The organism is Austwickia sp. (assembly GCA_016699675.1).
Taxonomy (GTDB): domain Bacteria; phylum Actinomycetota; class Actinomycetes; order Actinomycetales; family Dermatophilaceae; genus Austwickia.
In genome coordinates this window covers 741,408-756,675 of record CP064985.1, presented here as the reverse complement: position 1 = coordinate 756,675, position 15,268 = coordinate 741,408, and the positions used below count along the sequence as shown (strand labels likewise).

General features: G+C 72.5%; 14 protein-coding genes. 5 read left to right on the top strand and 9 right to left on the bottom strand.

Annotation, left to right across the window (positions count from 1 at the left end; all coding sequences use genetic code 11):
* Positions 1 to 24: 24 nt before the first annotated feature.
* Positions 25 to 720, bottom strand: a complete 696-nt coding sequence (locus IPK37_03510; protein ID QQS01526.1) for a Crp/Fnr family transcriptional regulator — start codon at positions 718 to 720, stop codon at positions 25 to 27.
* Between IPK37_03510 and nth the strand changes: the two genes are divergently transcribed.
* The 3 genes from nth to IPK37_03495 all read left to right on the top strand — a co-directional run bounded on the left by nth (position 721) and on the right by IPK37_03495 (position 3,547).
* Positions 721 to 1,605: an endonuclease III gene (gene nth, locus IPK37_03505; GenBank protein QQS01525.1), complete on the top strand. Its 885-nt coding sequence runs from the start codon at positions 721 to 723 to the stop codon at positions 1,603 to 1,605.
* Between the two features lie 176 nt (positions 1,606 to 1,781).
* Positions 1,782 to 2,348 carry a CoA pyrophosphatase gene (locus tag IPK37_03500; protein ID QQS02647.1) on the top strand — a complete coding sequence of 189 codons (567 nt, stop codon included), beginning with the start codon at positions 1,782 to 1,784 and terminating at the stop codon, positions 2,346 to 2,348.
* On the top strand, positions 2,345 to 3,547 hold the full coding sequence (locus tag IPK37_03495) for a MarP family serine protease (protein QQS01524.1): 1,203 nt from the start codon (positions 2,345 to 2,347) through the stop codon (positions 3,545 to 3,547). The genes IPK37_03500 and IPK37_03495 overlap by 4 nt, the downstream gene beginning before the upstream one ends.
* Positions 3,548 to 3,674: 127 nt before the next feature.
* Here IPK37_03495 and IPK37_03490 read toward each other — a convergent pair whose 3' ends face one another.
* Complete coding sequence (locus tag IPK37_03490; GenBank protein QQS01523.1) at positions 3,675 to 4,592, bottom strand: alpha/beta hydrolase; 918 nt, start codon at positions 4,590 to 4,592, stop codon at positions 3,675 to 3,677.
* Between the two features lie 58 nt (positions 4,593 to 4,650).
* Positions 4,651 to 5,109 carry a phage holin family protein gene (locus tag IPK37_03485; GenBank protein ID QQS01522.1) on the bottom strand — a complete coding sequence of 153 codons (459 nt, stop codon included), beginning with the start codon at positions 5,107 to 5,109 and terminating at the stop codon, positions 4,651 to 4,653.
* 294 nt (positions 5,110 to 5,403) lie between these two features.
* On the opposite strand from IPK37_03485, the gene IPK37_03480 reads away from it, so the two are divergent.
* Together IPK37_03480 and IPK37_03475 are read left to right on the top strand one after the other, a co-directional pair.
* Positions 5,404 to 6,222 (top strand): glycerophosphodiester phosphodiesterase, encoded by an 819-nt coding sequence (locus IPK37_03480; protein QQS01521.1) that lies wholly within the window; start codon positions 5,404 to 5,406, stop codon positions 6,220 to 6,222.
* A gap of 36 nt (positions 6,223 to 6,258) precedes the next feature.
* Positions 6,259 to 8,550: a 6-phosphofructokinase gene (locus IPK37_03475; GenBank protein ID QQS01520.1), complete on the top strand. Its 2,292-nt coding sequence runs from the start codon at positions 6,259 to 6,261 to the stop codon at positions 8,548 to 8,550.
* Here IPK37_03475 and IPK37_03470 read toward each other — a convergent pair.
* The 6 genes from IPK37_03470 to IPK37_03445 all read right to left on the bottom strand — a co-directional run bounded on the left by IPK37_03470 (position 8,547) and on the right by IPK37_03445 (position 15,248).
* On the bottom strand, positions 8,547 to 9,494 hold the full coding sequence (locus tag IPK37_03470) for an NADP-dependent oxidoreductase (GenBank protein QQS01519.1): 948 nt from the start codon (positions 9,492 to 9,494) through the stop codon (positions 8,547 to 8,549). The genes IPK37_03475 and IPK37_03470 overlap by 4 nt on opposite strands.
* Before the next feature lie 121 nt (positions 9,495 to 9,615).
* Entirely contained in the window at positions 9,616 to 11,568 is a 1,953-nt protein-coding gene (acs, locus tag IPK37_03465) for an acetate--CoA ligase (protein ID QQS01518.1), read from the bottom strand.
* Positions 11,569 to 11,712: 144 nt separating this feature from the next.
* Positions 11,713 to 12,429 carry a hypothetical protein gene (locus IPK37_03460; protein ID QQS01517.1) on the bottom strand — a complete coding sequence of 239 codons (717 nt, stop codon included), beginning with the start codon at positions 12,427 to 12,429 and terminating at the stop codon, positions 11,713 to 11,715.
* Positions 12,430 to 12,599: 170 nt separating this feature from the next.
* The gene (locus tag IPK37_03455) at positions 12,600 to 12,953 is read right to left on the bottom strand and encodes a hypothetical protein (protein ID QQS01516.1); all 354 of its coding nucleotides are present in this window, start codon (positions 12,951 to 12,953) and stop codon (positions 12,600 to 12,602) included.
* Between the two features lie 274 nt (positions 12,954 to 13,227).
* A complete protein-coding gene (locus IPK37_03450) occupies positions 13,228 to 14,751 on the bottom strand; it encodes a cation acetate symporter (protein ID QQS01515.1) in 1,524 nt (507 codons plus the stop codon).
* Positions 14,748 to 15,248: a hypothetical protein gene (locus IPK37_03445; GenBank protein ID QQS01514.1), complete on the bottom strand. Its 501-nt coding sequence runs from the start codon at positions 15,246 to 15,248 to the stop codon at positions 14,748 to 14,750. Before IPK37_03445 ends, IPK37_03450 begins: the two co-directional genes overlap by 4 nt.
* Between the last annotated feature and the right edge of the window lie 20 nt (positions 15,249 to 15,268).

Below are 15,268 nucleotides of genomic sequence, written 5' to 3'. Positions count from 1 at the left end.
CGCGGTCTGGGACTGAGTCGATGCTCAGCGCGACCGGCGCTGCAGGCGCTCGACGTCCATGAGCAGCACGGCGCGGGCCTCCAGCTTGAGCCAGCCACGCGAGGCGAAGTCGGCCAGGGCCTTGTTCACGGTCTCGCGCGAGGCGCCCACCAGCTGGGCGAGCTCCTCCTGGGTGAGGTCGTGCGCCACCAGGACGCCCTCCTCGCTGGGCCGGCCGAACCGGCTGGCCAGATCGAGGAGGGCCTTGGCGACCCGGCCGGGCACGTCGGTGAAGACCAGGTCCGCGACCGAGTCGTTGGTGCGGCGCAGCCGCCGCGCCAAGGCGCCCAGCAGCGCAAGGGAGACCGCCGGGCGGTCCTTGAGGTATTCGTGCAGCGACTCGTTGCCCATCCCGATGAGCTCGGTGTCGGCGACGGCCGTGGCGGTCGCCGTGCGCGGGCCGGGGTCGAACAGGCTGAGTTCGCCGAACATCTCGCCGGGGCCGAGGATCGCCATCAGGTTCTCGCGGCCGTCCGTGCTCGACCGGCCGAGCTTGATCTTGCCGGTCACGATGACATAGAGCCGATCGCCGCGCTGCCCCTCGCGGAACAGGACCTCGCCGCGCTGCAGGCGCGTGGTCGACATCGTGGAGCGCAACGCGCTGACATCGCCGTCGTCCAGAGCGGCGAAGAGGGCAGCCCGTCTCACCACGTCGTTATCCACGGTCCTACTCTGCCACATATGTGCCCCAGGTCACGTGCGGCACAGGGTGGTCGAAAGTTCCGGCCGGCACTGCGATCCGCAGACCGAAACCGCTTGTCGGCACGGGCGCCTACGCTGGCCGGTGTGGCGAAGCGCGCGAACCCGACGACGGCCGTGCCGGCCGACCCCACGACCGCCTCGCTCAGTGGCGTGGCCACCGTCGCCGAGACGCCGCTGGCGCGTACCCGCCGGGCGCGCCGCATGTATCGGCTGCTGGCGCAGCGCTACCCCGACGCGCACTGCGAACTGGACTTCGCCGACGCCTACCAGCTGCTCGTCGCGACGGTTCTGTCCGCGCAGACCACGGACGTCAACGTCAACAAGGTCACGCCGGGGCTGTTCGCCAGATATCCCGACCCCGCGGCCCTCGCCGCCGCCGATCGCACCGAGCTGGAGACGATCATCCAGTCCACCGGCTTCTATCGGGCCAAGTCGGAGTCGCTGCTGCGGCTGTCGGCTGACCTCGTGGAACGGTACGGCGGCGTGGTGCCGCACCGGCTCAAGGACCTGGTCACGCTGCGCGGGGTCGGCCGCAAGACCGCCAACGTGGTGCTCGGCAATGCGTTCGGAGTGCCCGGCATCACGGTCGACACCCACTTCGGCCGGCTCGCGCGCCGCTTCGGCTGGACGACCAGCGAAGATCCGGTCGTCGTCGAGGCCGAGGTGGGGGCCCTCATCCCGAAGCGGGACTGGACGATGCTCTCGCACACGCTGATCTTCCACGGGCGGCGCACCTGCCATGCGCGCAAGCCCGCCTGTGGCGCCTGCCCCGTGGCGGCGCTCTGCCCGTCGTACGGCATCGGCGAGACCGACCCCGCCAAGGCGGCGCGGCTCGTCAAGGACCCCGAGCGGGAGCCGCGGTGACCGAAGCTGCGGGGTGGCTGGTTCCGCCGGTCGCGCCGGTCTCGCCGCCCCTCCCGCCGGTCCCGCCACCGGCGTGGCTGCCGCACCTCGTGGACCGGCTGCAGGGGTTGGACCCGGCGTACTTCGCGCGGCACCGCCCCGACCCGGCGCGCGGCGGTCGGGCCTCGGCGGTCCTGATGCTCTTCGGCCCGCGGGACGACGGCGGCCAGGACGTCGTCCTCACTCAGCGGACCGCCCACCTGCGCAGCCACGCCGGGCAGGTCTCCTTCCCGGGGGGTCGCGTCGACCCCGACGACGACGGGCCGGTGGGGGCGGCGCTGCGCGAGGCCAACGAGGAGATCGGGCTCGACCCGGCGGGGGTGCGGGTGCTCGGCGCGTTCCCCGAGCTGTTCCTGTCGGCCTCGACGTCGGCGGTCACGCCGGTGCTGGCCTGGTGGGAGCGACCCACCCCGATCTTCGTGCGCAGCCCCGCCGAGGTGGAGCGCGTCGCGCGGGTGGCCCTGGCCGACCTGCTCGAACCCGCGCACCGGTTCATGGCCGTCCACCCCAACGGGTTCACCGCTCCGGCGTTCGAGGTCGACGGGCTGTTCGTGTGGGGCTTCACGGCCGCTTTGCTCACCTCGACCCTGGAACTGGCCGATTTGGACCACACGGAGTGGAACCGGGACCTGAGCCGGGACGTTCCGTTTCAGCGAGGCGGCCCACCGGGTCACCGCCCGCAGGCACCAGGGGAGGCGCGGTGACGCTCGGCACGACACTGGACGTCGTCCTCGTGGTGTTCCTTGCCCTGTGCGCCCTCGCGGGACTGCGGCGCGGGCTGCTGCTCACGGTCGTCGCCGCCGCGGGGTTCATCGCGGGCGCCGCGCTCGGGCTGTGGCTGCTCCCCGACCGGATCGCCGCCCTGATCGCCGGGGGCCCGCCGCTGCTGCGGCCGCTCCTGCTCGTCGCGGGCGTGATGCTGCTGGCCTCGATCGCGCAGGGTCTCGCGGTGCGGCTCGCGAGCGGCGCCGCCCATCGTCTCGGCAAGTCGCCCCTGGGGGCGCTGGATGCCGTCCTGGGGGCGGCGCTGACGCTGGCCGTGGCCGCCGCGACGACCTGGTTCGTCGCCGGCACCATGCGGGTCGTGGTGCCCGGCGAGCTGGCCCGCGGGGTCGGGCAGTCCCGGGTGGTCACGGCCATCGGCACGGTCATGCCCGCGAGCAGCGAGGCCGTCCTCGGCAGCCTGAAGGCCACCCTCGACGAATACGGCTTCCCCCGGGTCTTCTCCTCGATCGACTCCGAGCCCATCCGGCCCGTGCCGGCCGTCGACGACGCCGCGGTCGCGACGCCGCAGATCCGCCAGGCCACCCGGTCGGTGCTGCGGATCGACGCAGACGCCCCGTCCTGCTCGCGCGCCCAGGAGGGGACCGGGTGGGTCTACCAGCAGGGACTGGTCGTCACGAACGCTCACGTCGTCGCGGGGTCGCAGGGAGTCCGGGTGCGTTCCGGCGGCAGCAGCCTGACCGCCCGGGTGGTCGTCTTCGACCCGGCCAAGGACCTGGCGGTGCTCTCGGTCGACGGCCTGGGCGCGGCCCCGCTGGCCCTGGGGCGTCCCCTGGGGCACGGCGACTCCGCCGTCGTCGCCGGCTACCCCCTGGGCGGCCCCCTGAAGGTCGATGCCGCCCGCGTCCGCGAGGTGCTGCAGGCCCGCGGCGACGACATCTACGGCCACGACCGGGTGCAGCGCGAGGTGTATTCGCTCCTCGCGACCGTCCAGCCCGGCAACTCCGGCGGGCCACTGCTAGCCCCCGACGGCACGGTGTCCGGCGTCTTGTTCGCCCGCTCCCTCGACGACGCCCGCACCGGCTACGCCCTCACGCTCGACGAGGCGCGCCCGGTGTTGCAGCAGGCCAGCCGTACGGCGGGCGCGGTGGGCACCGGCCCCTGTACGGCCGCCGCCTGACGAGCGGCGCCTGCACGGCCGCCGCCTGACGAGCGGCGCCTGTACGGCCGCCGCCTGACGAGCGGCGCCTGCACGGCCGCCGCCTGACGAGCGGCGCCTGCACGGCCGCCGCCTGACGAGCGGCCCGTCAGGCCTGCGCGCCCAGCGTGCCGATCCAGTCCACGAGCGCGGCGCTGACCTCGGCCGGGCGCTGTTCGTGCGGGGCGTGGCCCGCCCCCTCGATGGACCGCCATGTGTAGGGGCCCGCGACCCAGCGGCGGCTGCGCTGCGCCAGGGCGGACACCACGATCTGGTCGTGGCTGCCGTGCAGCTGCAGGGTCGGCACCAGCACGGACTGGCGCACCCCGCGCAGATATTCGCGCCCCTGCATGTGCAGGCGCGCCCGGACGAGCCAGCGGTAGCCCTCCGCGGCCGAGTGCGCCACGAACGGGATCGCCATCGCCTCGGCGTACCGACCCGCCTCCTCCGCGGAGGGCCAACTCGCGTCGACGCCGCGCCACGAGACCAACATGCGGTGGACGTACGCCGGCCCGCGCGTCAACTCACGCTCGGGGTGGAACGGGCGGTTGAGGCCCAGCAGGGCCATGGCCCCGCGGGCCTGGGCGGGGATTGGCGGCCCGGAGAGCGCGGCCGCGGGATGGGGGCACCCGATCGTCGCGACGGCGCGGACCACGTCGGGGTGGGACATCGGCAGGGTCCAGGCCAGCCAGCCCCCGATGCCGTGCCCCACCACCACGGCGTCGGCCTCGCCCAGCGACCGGATCACGCCCGCGACGTCGGCGGTGAGGGTGGTGGCGTCGTACCCGGTCGGCGGCTTGTCCGAGGCCCCGTAGCCGCGCAGGTCCATGGCCACGGCGCGGTAGCCGGCGTCCGCGAGCGCGGCGAGCTGGTGCCGCCAGGTCCACCAGAACTGCGGGAAGGCGTGCAGGAAGAGCACTAGCGGGCCGTGGCCGGCGCAGGCGAGGTGGAATCGGGCGCCGTTGGCGGCGACGTACCGGTGCTCCCACGGCCCCGGAACGAGCACGACGGAGGAGTCGACACTCATGACGACTCCTCCGTCATCGCACGCTCCCGGCTGCTCGCCGCTGGCACCCGACTGGGGGTCAGCCCTGCGCCGCCTTCTTGACGACCTCGACGGTCTCCTTCGAGGTGGCGATCGTGCGCTCGGGCTTGCCCTTGACCTTGCTCATGCGGCCCTTGCCCACCATCGCGAGGATGCCGGCGATGAGGAACAGCAGCACGGTGACGATGAGGTAGCCGGCCCACAGCGGCAGGAAGACGCCGATGGCCTGGGCGATGGTGTGGAACAGGAAGGTCAGGCCGAAGACGGCCAACACGCCGGCGACGGCGAAGAATGCGGCCCCCTGGCCGCCCTTCTTGACGTCGGCCGTGATCTCGGTCTTGGCCAGCTGAATCTCGCTGCGGACGAGCGTGGAGACGTCCTGCAGGGCGTCGTGCACGAGCCCGCCGATCGTCGGCTCGTTCTCTCGGGCCGCGACCCGCGCGGCCGCAGTCGCGGCATCCGTCCGGGCGCTGCTGCCCTCTCCGGCGGCGGTTGCCATCGATTCTCCCCTCTGGGCGGGCCTGCAGCCCGATGTTGGTGTCCTCATCGACCTTAGCGACATCCGCGGCGTTCGGCCCCCTCATGTCGCCATAAGCGGCTCCGCGCCGCGCCGCGGCCGGTCCCGGACCGCGCGCTGCGGCAACGGTGTGGAGGCCGGTCGGTGACGTCGCGGTGACGGGCCGGGGGAGTCGCGTGAGCGCCGCCCCACCGCGGCGTGAAGGCTACGTGAACAGCGCGTTCGTCCTTCCCGTGGGCCTGGCTCGGGTGGGCGGCCGCAGGTCAGGCTGGGGTCATGCGGTACGTCGAGGCCGGCTGGCCGATCGGTCTGGTTCATCGCGGCGGCGGGATCCTGGCCCCGGAGAACACGCTGGCGGCCTTCGCCTACTCCGTGGCCCTCGGCTACCGATATCTCGAGTCCGACGTGCGGGTCACCGCCGACGGCCACATCGTCCTCTTCCACGACGCGACGCTCGACCGCGTCACCGACGCGACGGGTCCGGTCAGCGAGCGGTCGCTCGCGGAGCTGCGCCAGCTGCAGGTCCGTGGGCCCGCCGGGTGGACCGGTGAGCCGACCCCGGAGACCGCGATCTGCACCCTGGAGGAGGCGCTGGACGCCTTCCCGGACGCCTGCTTCTCGGTCGATCTCAAGGATCCGCGTGGCATCGACCCGCTGATCCGCATCCTGCGCCGGCCGGGCGTCGCCGACCGGATCTGCGTCGCCGGGGCGTGGGACCGCGCCCTGGCCCACGTCCGGGCGGAGGCCCCCGGGGTGGCCACCGCGCTCGGGTGGCGCGCCCTGACCGGACTGATGACGTGCGCGCGGCTGCGGCTGCCCGCGCCGCGGTCGCTCGCCACGGGCGAGTTCGTCCACGTGCCCCTAGCGCTGGGTGCGGTGGGGGTGTGGGACGACGCGGTGGTCGGATGGGCCCACGGGGTGGGCCTGCGGGTGGTGGCCTGGACCGTCGACACACCCGAGGCCGTCGCCCGGCTCCTCAATGCCGGGGTCGACGCCGTCATCACGGACCGCCCGGACGTGGTGCGCGAGGTGCTGCTCGCCCGCGCAGCCTGGCGTCCGATGGCCGGTCCCGAACCCCGCCACGCCAGGGCATGATGGGACCGTTCGTCCGCCTCGACCGAAGGAAGCCCCATGACTGAGCAGACCAGCGCGGCCCAGCCGGTCCGCGCCCGCATCGGCGTCCTGACCAGCGGTGGCGACGCCCAGGGCATGAACGCGGCGGTCCGGGCGGTGGTGCGGACCGGGATCCACGTCGGCGCGGAGGTCTACGCGATCACCGAGGGCTGGCAGGGGGCCGTCGACGGGGGCGCCGCGATCCGGGCGATGGACTGGGACAGCGTGGGCAACATCCTGCACCGCGGCGGCACGGTCATCGGCACCGCACGCAGCAAGGACTTCCGGGAGCGCACCGGCCAGCTGGCGGCGGCGCGCAATCTCCTCCAGCACGGCATCGACCGGCTCGTGGTGATCGGCGGGGACGGCTCGCTCACGGGGACGAACGAGTTCCGCAAGAACTGGGCCGGGCTGCTCGCGGAGCTCGTCGAACGAGGCGAGCTGGAGCAATCGGTCGCCGACCAGCACCCAGCCCTGCTGATCGCAGGCCTGGTCGGCTCCATCGACAACGACATGGTCGGCACGGACATGACGATCGGCGCCGACTCCGCGCTGCACCGCATCGTCGATGCCATCGACGCGATCTCCTCGACGGCGGCGAGCCATCAGCGCAGCTTCGTCATCGAGGTGATGGGGCGGCACTGCGGCTACCTGCCGCTGATGGCCGCGATCGCGGGTGGGTGCGACTACGTGTTCATCCCCGAGCTGCCCCCCGCGGACGGCTGGGAGGACGACCTGTGCGCCAAGCTTCGGGCCGGCCGCGCCGCCGGCCGGCGCGACTCCATGGTCCTGGTCGCCGAGGGGGCCGCGGACCGGCACGGCAACCGCATCTCCGCGGAACAGGTCAAGGACGTGCTGGCCGAACGGCTCGGCGAGGACACCCGCGTCACGATCCTCGGCCACGTGCAACGGGGTGGCTCGCCCAGCGCCTACGACCGGTGGATGTCCACGCTGCTCGGCTACGCCGCGGTCCAGGAGGTCCTGGCCGCCACTCCGGACTCGACGCCCCACGTCCTGGGGGTGCGGCACAACCGCATCGCCCAGATCCCGCTCGTCGAGTCCGTCGCCGCGACGCGCGCCGTCGCCGATCACATCGCGGCAGGGGACTACGAGCAGGCCATGACCGCGCGGGGCGGCAGCTTCCGCCAGATGGTCGACGTGTTCGCGACGATGTCGCGGCCCCCGACCGACGGCGACACGGCGCAGGCCGCCGGCTCCCACCGGGCGCCGCGGGTGGCCATCATGCACGCCGGTGGCCTGGCGCCCGGGATGAACACGGCCGCCCGCGCCGCCGTACGGCTGGGCATCGACGCCGGGCTGCAGATGGTGGGGGTCTACGGCTCGTTCAAGGGCCTGCTCGACGGCGAGGTCTGGCCGCTGAGCTGGGGAGACGTCGAGGGGTGGGTCGGGGATGGGGGCGCCGAGCTGGGCACCCGGCGGGAAGTGCCGGGGGTGGAGCACCTCTACGCGATCGGCCGGGCCATCGAGAAGCAGAACATCGACGCGTTGCTGATCATCGGGGGCTACGACGCCTACGAGGCCGCCGCCCGGCTCGTCACCGAGCGGGAGCGCTACCCGGCCTTCGACATCCCGATCGTGTGCCTCCCGGCGACCATCGACAACAACTGCCCCGGCGCGGAGCTGTCCATCGGGGCGGACACCGCGCTGAACAACATCGTCTGGGCCCTCGACCGGGTCAAGCAGTCCGCCTCGGCGTCGCGCCGGTGCTTCGTCGCCGAGACGATGGGCCGGCGGTGCGGCTATCTCGCGCTCATGGCCGGGCTCGCCGCCGGGGCGGAGCGGGTGTATCTGCACGAAGAGGGCATCACGCTGGCCGACCTGCAGAGCGACGTCGAGCGCATGGTGGGCACCTTCCGGCAGGGCCGCAGGCTGTTCCTGACGGTCCGCAACGAGGAGGCGAGCACGATGTACACCACCGACTTCCTCGCTCGCCTCTTCGAGCAGGAGGGGGCGGAGCTGTTCGACGTCCGGCAGGCGGTGCTGGGGCACCTGCAGCAGGGCGGCAGCCCCTCGCCGTTCGACCGGCTGCTGGCGACCCGCCTGGTCAAGGCCGCCATGGACGACATCGCGCGGCAGCTCGCCGAGGGCGCCGCCGAAGGACGCTACCTCGGCCACGTCGGCGACCGGGTCGAGTCCATGCCGCTCGCTCACTTCGACGAGGAGGTCGACCGCGTCAACCGGCGCCCGCGCCAGCAGTGGTGGCTCAACCTGCGGCCCGCTATCGCGGCCGTCTCCGAAGCCGAGGCCCGGGCGGGCGAAGCCGTCATCCCGGTCCTCGCCGCGGACTAAGCGGCGCCGCTCACCACGAGGACGACCTTGCCCCGGGCGTGCCCGGCCTCGAGGAGCCGGTGCGCTTCTGCGGCCTCCGCCAGCGGCAGCACGGTGGAGACTTCCACGTCGAGCCGGCCGTCGCCCAGGCGCTCGGCGATGGCCGCCAGCCGCTCGGCGTCCGGCGCGACGAGCGGCACGGCCACGTCGATGCCGCGTTCCCGCGCGGGGGCCAGGTCGGCCAGCGTGGGCAGGATGACGAGCTTGCCGCCCTCGACGAGCAGGTCCATGTTCTTCTGATAAGTGCCGAAGTAGACCCCGTCGATGATGACGTCCGGGCGAGGCACCGCGGTCGCGAAGTCGACCCGGGCGTAGTCGACGTGCGTCGCGCCGAGCGCCTCGACGCGCTCGCGGTTGCGGGCGGAGGCGGTGGCGTACACCGTCGCCCCCAGTTCCCGGCACAACTGCAGCACGATCTGGCCCACGCCTCCGCCGCCGCCGTGCACCAGCACGGTCTGCCCCGCCCGCACCTGACCCAGGTCGTGCACCGCCGCCCAGGCCGTGAGGGCCACGAGGGACGCGCCGCCCAGGGCCGCATCGGAGACGTTCGACGGCGCGGGGACGAGGCAGTCGGCCGGCAGGTTGACGAACTCGGCGTAGCAGCCGCCGCGGTGCTTCAGCGGCGCCATCCCGAACACCCGCTGCCCGACGGCGATGTGGTCGACGTCCTCGCCGACCGCCTCTACCGTGCCGCAGCATTCCCGCCCGAGCACCAGCGGGAAGTCGGCGGGGTCGAAGTCCTTGACCAGCCCGGAGCTGCCGTCCCGCATCTTGTAGTCGATGGGGTTCACGCCGGCGGTGTGCACGCGGACCCGTGCGTCGGTCGCGCCGATCGGGGTCAGCGGTACGTCGACGGTGCGCAGCACCTCGGGCGGTCCGAAACGGTCGATGGCTACGGCGCGCATAGCGAGAAGTGTGACATGCGAGGAACTCGGGCGGGCCTCGAGTGCCCGCCCCGGGCGCGAGCGAGGGGCCCGAGCGCTGCGCCCGGGCCCCTCGTCGTACGACGTACGTGTTCTGTCGGCGCTACTTCTTGGCCTGCAGGTTGTTCTTGATGAAGTCCATGACCGAGGAGTCGGCCAGGGTCGTCACGTCGCCGACCTCGCGGTTCTCGGCGACGTCGCGCAGCAGGCGGCGCATGATCTTGCCCGAGCGGGTCTTAGGCAGCTCGGAGACGATCATGACGGACTTCGGCTTGGCGATCGCGCCGATCTCCTTGCCGACGTGGCTGCGCAGCTGCTCGGGCAGCTCGTCCGTGACCTCGGTGCCGCCGCGCAGGATGACGAAGGCGACCGGGGTCTGACCGGTCATCTCGTCGGTGGCGCCGACCACCGCGGCCTCGGCCACCGCGGGGTGGCTGACCAGGGCCGACTCGATCTCCGAGGTGGACAGGCGGTGACCGGAGACGTTCATGACGTCGTCGACGCGGCCCAGCACCCAGATGTTGCCGTCGGTGTCCTTCTTGGCGCCATCACCGGCGAAGTACAGCGACGGCCAGCGGCCCCAGTAGGTCTCCTTGTAGCGCTCCGGGTCGCCCCAGATGCCGCGGAGCATGCCCGGCCACGGCTTGGTGATGACCAGGTAGCCGCCCTGCCCGTTCTCGACCGGCTGGGCATTGTCGTCGACGACCTCGGCCACGACGCCGGGGATGGCGTACTGCGCCGAACCCGGGCACAGCGAGGTCACGCCGGGCAGCGGGGAGATCATGTGGCCGCCGGTCTCGGTCTGCCACCAGGTGTCGACGATGGGGGCCTGCCCGCCGCCGATGGTCTCCCTATACCACATCCAGGCCTCGGGGTTGATGGGCTCGCCCACCGACCCGAGGAGCCGCACCGAGGAGAGGTCGAACTTGTTCGGGACCTCCGCGCCCCACTTCATGAAGGTGCGGATGGCCGTCGGCGCCGTGTAGAGGATCGTGACCTTGTGGTCCTGGATGATCTCCCACCAGCGGCCCTGGTGCGGGGTGTCCGGGGTGCCCTCGTACATGATCTGGGTCGCCCCGAGCGCCATCGGCCCGTAAACGATGTAGGTGTGGCCGGTGACCCAGCCCACGTCCGCGGTGCACCAGTAGACGTCCTCGTCCGGGTGGACGTCGTGGACGACGTGGTTGGTGTAGGCGGCCTGGACCAGGTAGCCCGCGGTGGTGTGCAGGATGCCCTTGGGCTTCCCGGTCGTGCCGGAGGTGTAGAGGATGAACAGCGGGTGCTCGGAGTCCACGTGCTCCGGCGGGCAGTCCGCCGAGGCAGCCTCGAGGGCCTCGTGCCACCACACGTCGCGGTCGGCGTTCCAGGCGACCTCGGCGTCGCACCGGTTGACCACGAGCACGTGGGTGACGGGGCTGCCCTCGACCGAGACCGCGTCGTCGACGGCGGGCTTGAGCGGGAAGGCCGAGCCGCGCCGGTAGCCGGCGTCGGAGGTGATGACGACCTTGGCCTCAGCGTCCGCGATGCGGGACTTCAGCGCGTCGGCGGAGAAGCCGCCGAAGACGACCGAGTGGGGCGCGCCGAGCCGCGCGCAGGCCAGCATGGCGATGGCGGCCTCGGGGATCATCGGCAGGTAGATCATGACCCGGTCGCCCTTGCCGACGCCCAGCGCCTTGAGGGCGTTGGCGGCCTTGGCCACCTGGGTCTGCATCTCGGCGTAGGTGATCTCCCGGATGTCGCCCGGCTCGCCGATGAACTTCAGGGCGACCTTGTCACCCTTGCCGGCCTCGACGTGCCGGTCGACGCAGTTGTACGCCGCGTTGAGCTCGCCACCGACGAACCACTTCGCGAACGGGGCGTCACTCCAGTCGAGCACCTGGGTGAAGTCCTTGTACCAGGTGACGTACTTGTGGGCCTGGTCAGCCCAGAATCCCTCGAAGTCCGCAGCGGCCTGGTCGTACAGCTCCTGCTTGCCGTTGGCGTAGGCCGCGACAGCGTCAGTCGGGGGGAACCGGCGGTCTTCGATCAGCAAGTTGGACAGGGTCTCTTCGGCCACAGCGGAACCTCCAGGCGCGTGCGTCTTTGGACGCGCACACTCTTTCCGGTTTAGACCCGGCGCGGCAAGGGGGCAAATGGACAAACGCGTCAGGCGCAGGCTCAGGCGCGGCGAGCGGACACGACCGTTCGGGTGCCTTGACGTTCACCCCTGCGGGACCCGACACCGGCTTTCCCGGTCGGCGCCGTCGTATTGCGCGAACGAGGCTTCACACCACTTCTGGGCGTCGCTTGACGTGCGCCATTGCGGGTTACTCACGGTGAGGCGCCACGCACTCTTCTCGCCGTCGGCGTGCGCCTGCAGCACCGCGCCCGGCCACGCGCTGGTGCGCTGCCGGTACAGCCACAGGATGTCTTCCGCCTGCCAGGTGGTCGAGCCGGACTCGGTCTTCAGCCGCGGGTTCTCCGCCCCCTCGGTCAGGTCGAAGAGCACGGCGTACACCTGCCCCTGGGGGCGGCGTTCGTGGTCGGCGGCGATCTGCCGCAGCTCCGCGGCGGCGTTCGACGGCTCGGTGCTGCGCGAGGCGCTGGGGGACTGGCTGGCGCTGGTGGCCGTCGTGCTGTCCGACCGGCTGGTGGTCGCGGTGCCGGCGGCCACCGATCCGGGCGAGGTCGCGCTGGGTGGGGCCGCGGCCGCGACGGCCGGCGCGAGCGTGGCCGACGGGGGCAGCGGCGCTCGCAGTGTCGAGATCGCCGTGACGACGGCGACGATCAGGAGGATCCCCGCCGCGCCCAGCACGAGTGGGGCGATGATCCGCGCGGCGCCGGTGCGGCGCCGGGGCGGGGCGCTTGCTACGGCAAGCGTGCCCGGCAGGTCAGCCCACGTCGGGTCGGTGCCCTCGTCGTACCGCTCGTCGTCCATCGTGACCGTCCTTCACGTCGCCAGGGGGGGCGGGCCGGTCCCTTGACGAGGGCGGCCCGAGCGTGCCCTGCGCCCGAATGTACGACGCGAGAACGGATTTGAAGCGCAGGGCGCTCCGAGCGGCGGGTGCGGAAAGCGGTGATCGGGTGCGGTCGGGCCTGCCGCGAGGCTCAGCCCAGGAGGCCGAGCTCGGCCAGGACGGCCGCGTCGCCGACGAGCGCGTCGGCCACAGCCGAAACTCCCGTGTGCACCACGGTGTGGACGACCTTGGTGTGGACGACCCCGGTGTGGACGACCCCGGTGTGGACGACGCCCGTGTGCACGACCTTGGTGTGGACGACCCCGGTGTGGACGACGCCCGTGTGCACGACCTTGGTGTGGACGACCCCCGTGTGGACCACTCCCGTGTGGACGACCTTCGTGTGCACGACGGCCGGGGCGTCGATGGCGGCGTGGGCGGCGGTGGGCACGGCCAGCAGGCCAAGCGAAGCGGCGGCGAGGACGACGGTGTGCAGACGGGACATCTCGAGCTCCTACGGGTGCGGTCGGACTGGATCGCCGGGACGGCGCTGTGGGGTGAGGAGGAAGAGGGGTCATCCTTCGGAATCCACTGGGACCATCGGCTGTCCGGTCGGGCTCGACACCGAACCTTTCGTCAATTCCTCGTAAAGTGCCGTTCCGATCAACGGAACGATTGACGGGCGCAGATTGGCATCGCCGCAGAATAACCGGGGGTTATCGCCTGTATACGCGCCGTACCAGCGCCAATGTGACGAATGCGCTGGCCGCCGCAGGCGATTATGCGCGCGGCGGCGTTGACAGCTGCAGGGATTCGGGCGTATGTAACCGCACTAGCGTCTGCAGCGCGTTCTTCGGGATCTGGCGCGGGGTGAGCAGCGAGACGATCACGGTCAGCCCGAAGGCGAGGGGGACGGTCCAGGCGCCCGGCTGAGCCAGCAGGATGTGGATCCATCCCGTGCCGGTGACCCCGGCGACCGTCGCGACCGTGGCGACGAGGGCCGCCACGGCCCCGGCGGACATGCCCGCGATGGCGCCGGCGGGGGTGAGCCGCCGCCACCACACGCCGAGGATGAGCAGCGGGCAGAACGTCGAGGCCGTCAGCGCGAACACCAGCGCCACCGTGGTGGCCAGCCCCGCGCCGCTAACGCCGAGCAGCAGGAGGCACGGGATGGTCGTGGCGGCGACCGTCGCGATGCGGAAGCTGCCGATGCCGTTGGCGCCCTGGGTGAGGCCGAGCGCGGGGCGCACGACGTCCTGATCCAGGACCCCCGCGACCGCCATCGCCACGCCCGAGGCGGTCGACAGGAAGGCCGCGAAGGCGCCGGCGGCGAGGATCGCGGTGAGGGTGTCGCCCAGCGCGCCGGGGGTGATGAGGTTGGGCAGGAGCAGCACCAGCGTGTCCGCGGCCATCCCCGGGGGCAGCGTCGGGAGATAGGCCCGGCCCAGCGCGGCGTACATCGGCGGGAACAGGTAGAACAGCCCCAGCAGCCCGATGACGACCACGGTGCTGCGGCGCGCCGAGCGCCCGTCCGGGTTGGTGTAGAACCGGACGACCACGTGTGGCAGGCCCATCGTGCCCAGGCAGAGCGCGAGCAGCGTGCTGTATGCGGCGTACAGCGTCATCGCGGACGACTGCGTGGCGTCCAACGGCCGCTCCACGAGGGAGACGCCGTCGGGGATCGGCTGCCCGTTGCGGTTCCAGACCCACACGAGGATGACCGCCGGAATCGCGATGGCGAAGAGTTTCACCCAGAAGTGCGCCGCCTGCACGAGGGTGAGCGAGCGCATGCCGCCCGCGAGGACGTTCGCGGTGACGACGACCGTGACGATGAGGCCGCCGGTCCAGTGCGGCGCCCCGGTCAGGGCGTGGATGGCCAGTCCGGCGCCCTGGAGTTGGGGCAGCAGGTAGAGCCAGCCGGTGACGATGACCAGGGCGGTGCACAGCCCCCGCAGCACCGGACTGCCCAGCCGCGCCTCGGCGAAGTCGGACAGCGTGTAGGCCCCCGATCGGCGCAGCGGGGCCGCCACGAAGATCAGCACCATGACGAAGCCGAGCGTGTACCCCACCGGGTACCAGAGCGTGTCGAGGCCCGCGAGGTACACCAGCCCGGCGACCCCGAGGAAGGAGGCCGCGGAGAGGTATTCGCCGCCGATCGCCGAGGCGTTCCACGATGGGGGCACGGCGCGGCTGGCGACGTAGAAGTCGCTCGTCGTCCGCGACCAGCGCAGCCCGAAACCCCCCGCGGCGACGGTCAGGACGCAGACGAGGACGATCGCGCTCACCGAGAGCGTGGCCGTCACGACTCGGCCTCCAACAGGTCGCCGAAGTCCCGCTCGACGCGCTCGGCCGCCCACGTGTAGGACCGGGCCACGAGCAGCAGGAAGGGGTAGAGCATCGACCCCACCAGCACCCAGGTGAGGGGGACCGGGCCGACCCTCAGCTCACTCAGCGCGGGAACCAGGATGAGGAACGCGGGCAGGATGCCCACCGCGACGCCGACGCCACCGGTCACCACGATCGACAGCCGCAGCTGGGCCCGGATGAGGGAGGTCACGTAGACCTCACCGAGCTGGGTCTGCTCCCCGATCTCGCTGCTCAGGGGCCGTTGCGGCGGCCGCCTGCGCGCCTGACTGCGCGGCGAGGTGACGCGCACCCGACGGGGCACGTCCCGGCCGCCGCGGGCCGCGCGCGACAGCGCCCCGCCCGTCGAGGACGCGGGAGTGGCCCCCGACTGGTCGCTGCGGCCGCGATCGCCGCGCCGGCGCGGGGGCGTGCCCTCGGCGGGAGGCTGGGTCATCGGGGCCGGGTCTCGTCAGC

Coding starts and splice junctions, on each gene's coding strand:
- IPK37_03510 (QQS01526.1), bottom strand. CDS start 720: ATGTGGCAGAGTAGGACCGTGGATAACGACGTGGTGAGACGGGCTGCC.
- nth (QQS01525.1), top strand. CDS start 721: ATGTGCCCCAGGTCACGTGCGGCACAGGGTGGTCGAAAGTTCCGGCCG.
- IPK37_03500 (QQS02647.1), top strand. CDS start 1,782: ATGCTCTTCGGCCCGCGGGACGACGGCGGCCAGGACGTCGTCCTCACT.
- IPK37_03490 (QQS01523.1), bottom strand. CDS start 4,592: ATGAGTGTCGACTCCTCCGTCGTGCTCGTTCCGGGGCCGTGGGAGCAC.
- IPK37_03485 (QQS01522.1), bottom strand. CDS start 5,109: ATGGCAACCGCCGCCGGAGAGGGCAGCAGCGCCCGGACGGATGCCGCG.
- IPK37_03480 (QQS01521.1), top strand. CDS start 5,404: ATGCGGTACGTCGAGGCCGGCTGGCCGATCGGTCTGGTTCATCGCGGC.
- IPK37_03475 (QQS01520.1), top strand. CDS start 6,259: ATGACTGAGCAGACCAGCGCGGCCCAGCCGGTCCGCGCCCGCATCGGC.
- IPK37_03470 (QQS01519.1), bottom strand. CDS start 9,494: ATGCGCGCCGTAGCCATCGACCGTTTCGGACCGCCCGAGGTGCTGCGC.
- IPK37_03460 (QQS01517.1), bottom strand. CDS start 12,429: ATGGACGACGAGCGGTACGACGAGGGCACCGACCCGACGTGGGCTGAC.
- IPK37_03455 (QQS01516.1), bottom strand. CDS start 12,953: ATGTCCCGTCTGCACACCGTCGTCCTCGCCGCCGCTTCGCTTGGCCTG.
- IPK37_03445 (QQS01514.1), bottom strand. CDS start 15,248: ATGACCCAGCCTCCCGCCGAGGGCACGCCCCCGCGCCGGCGCGGCGAT.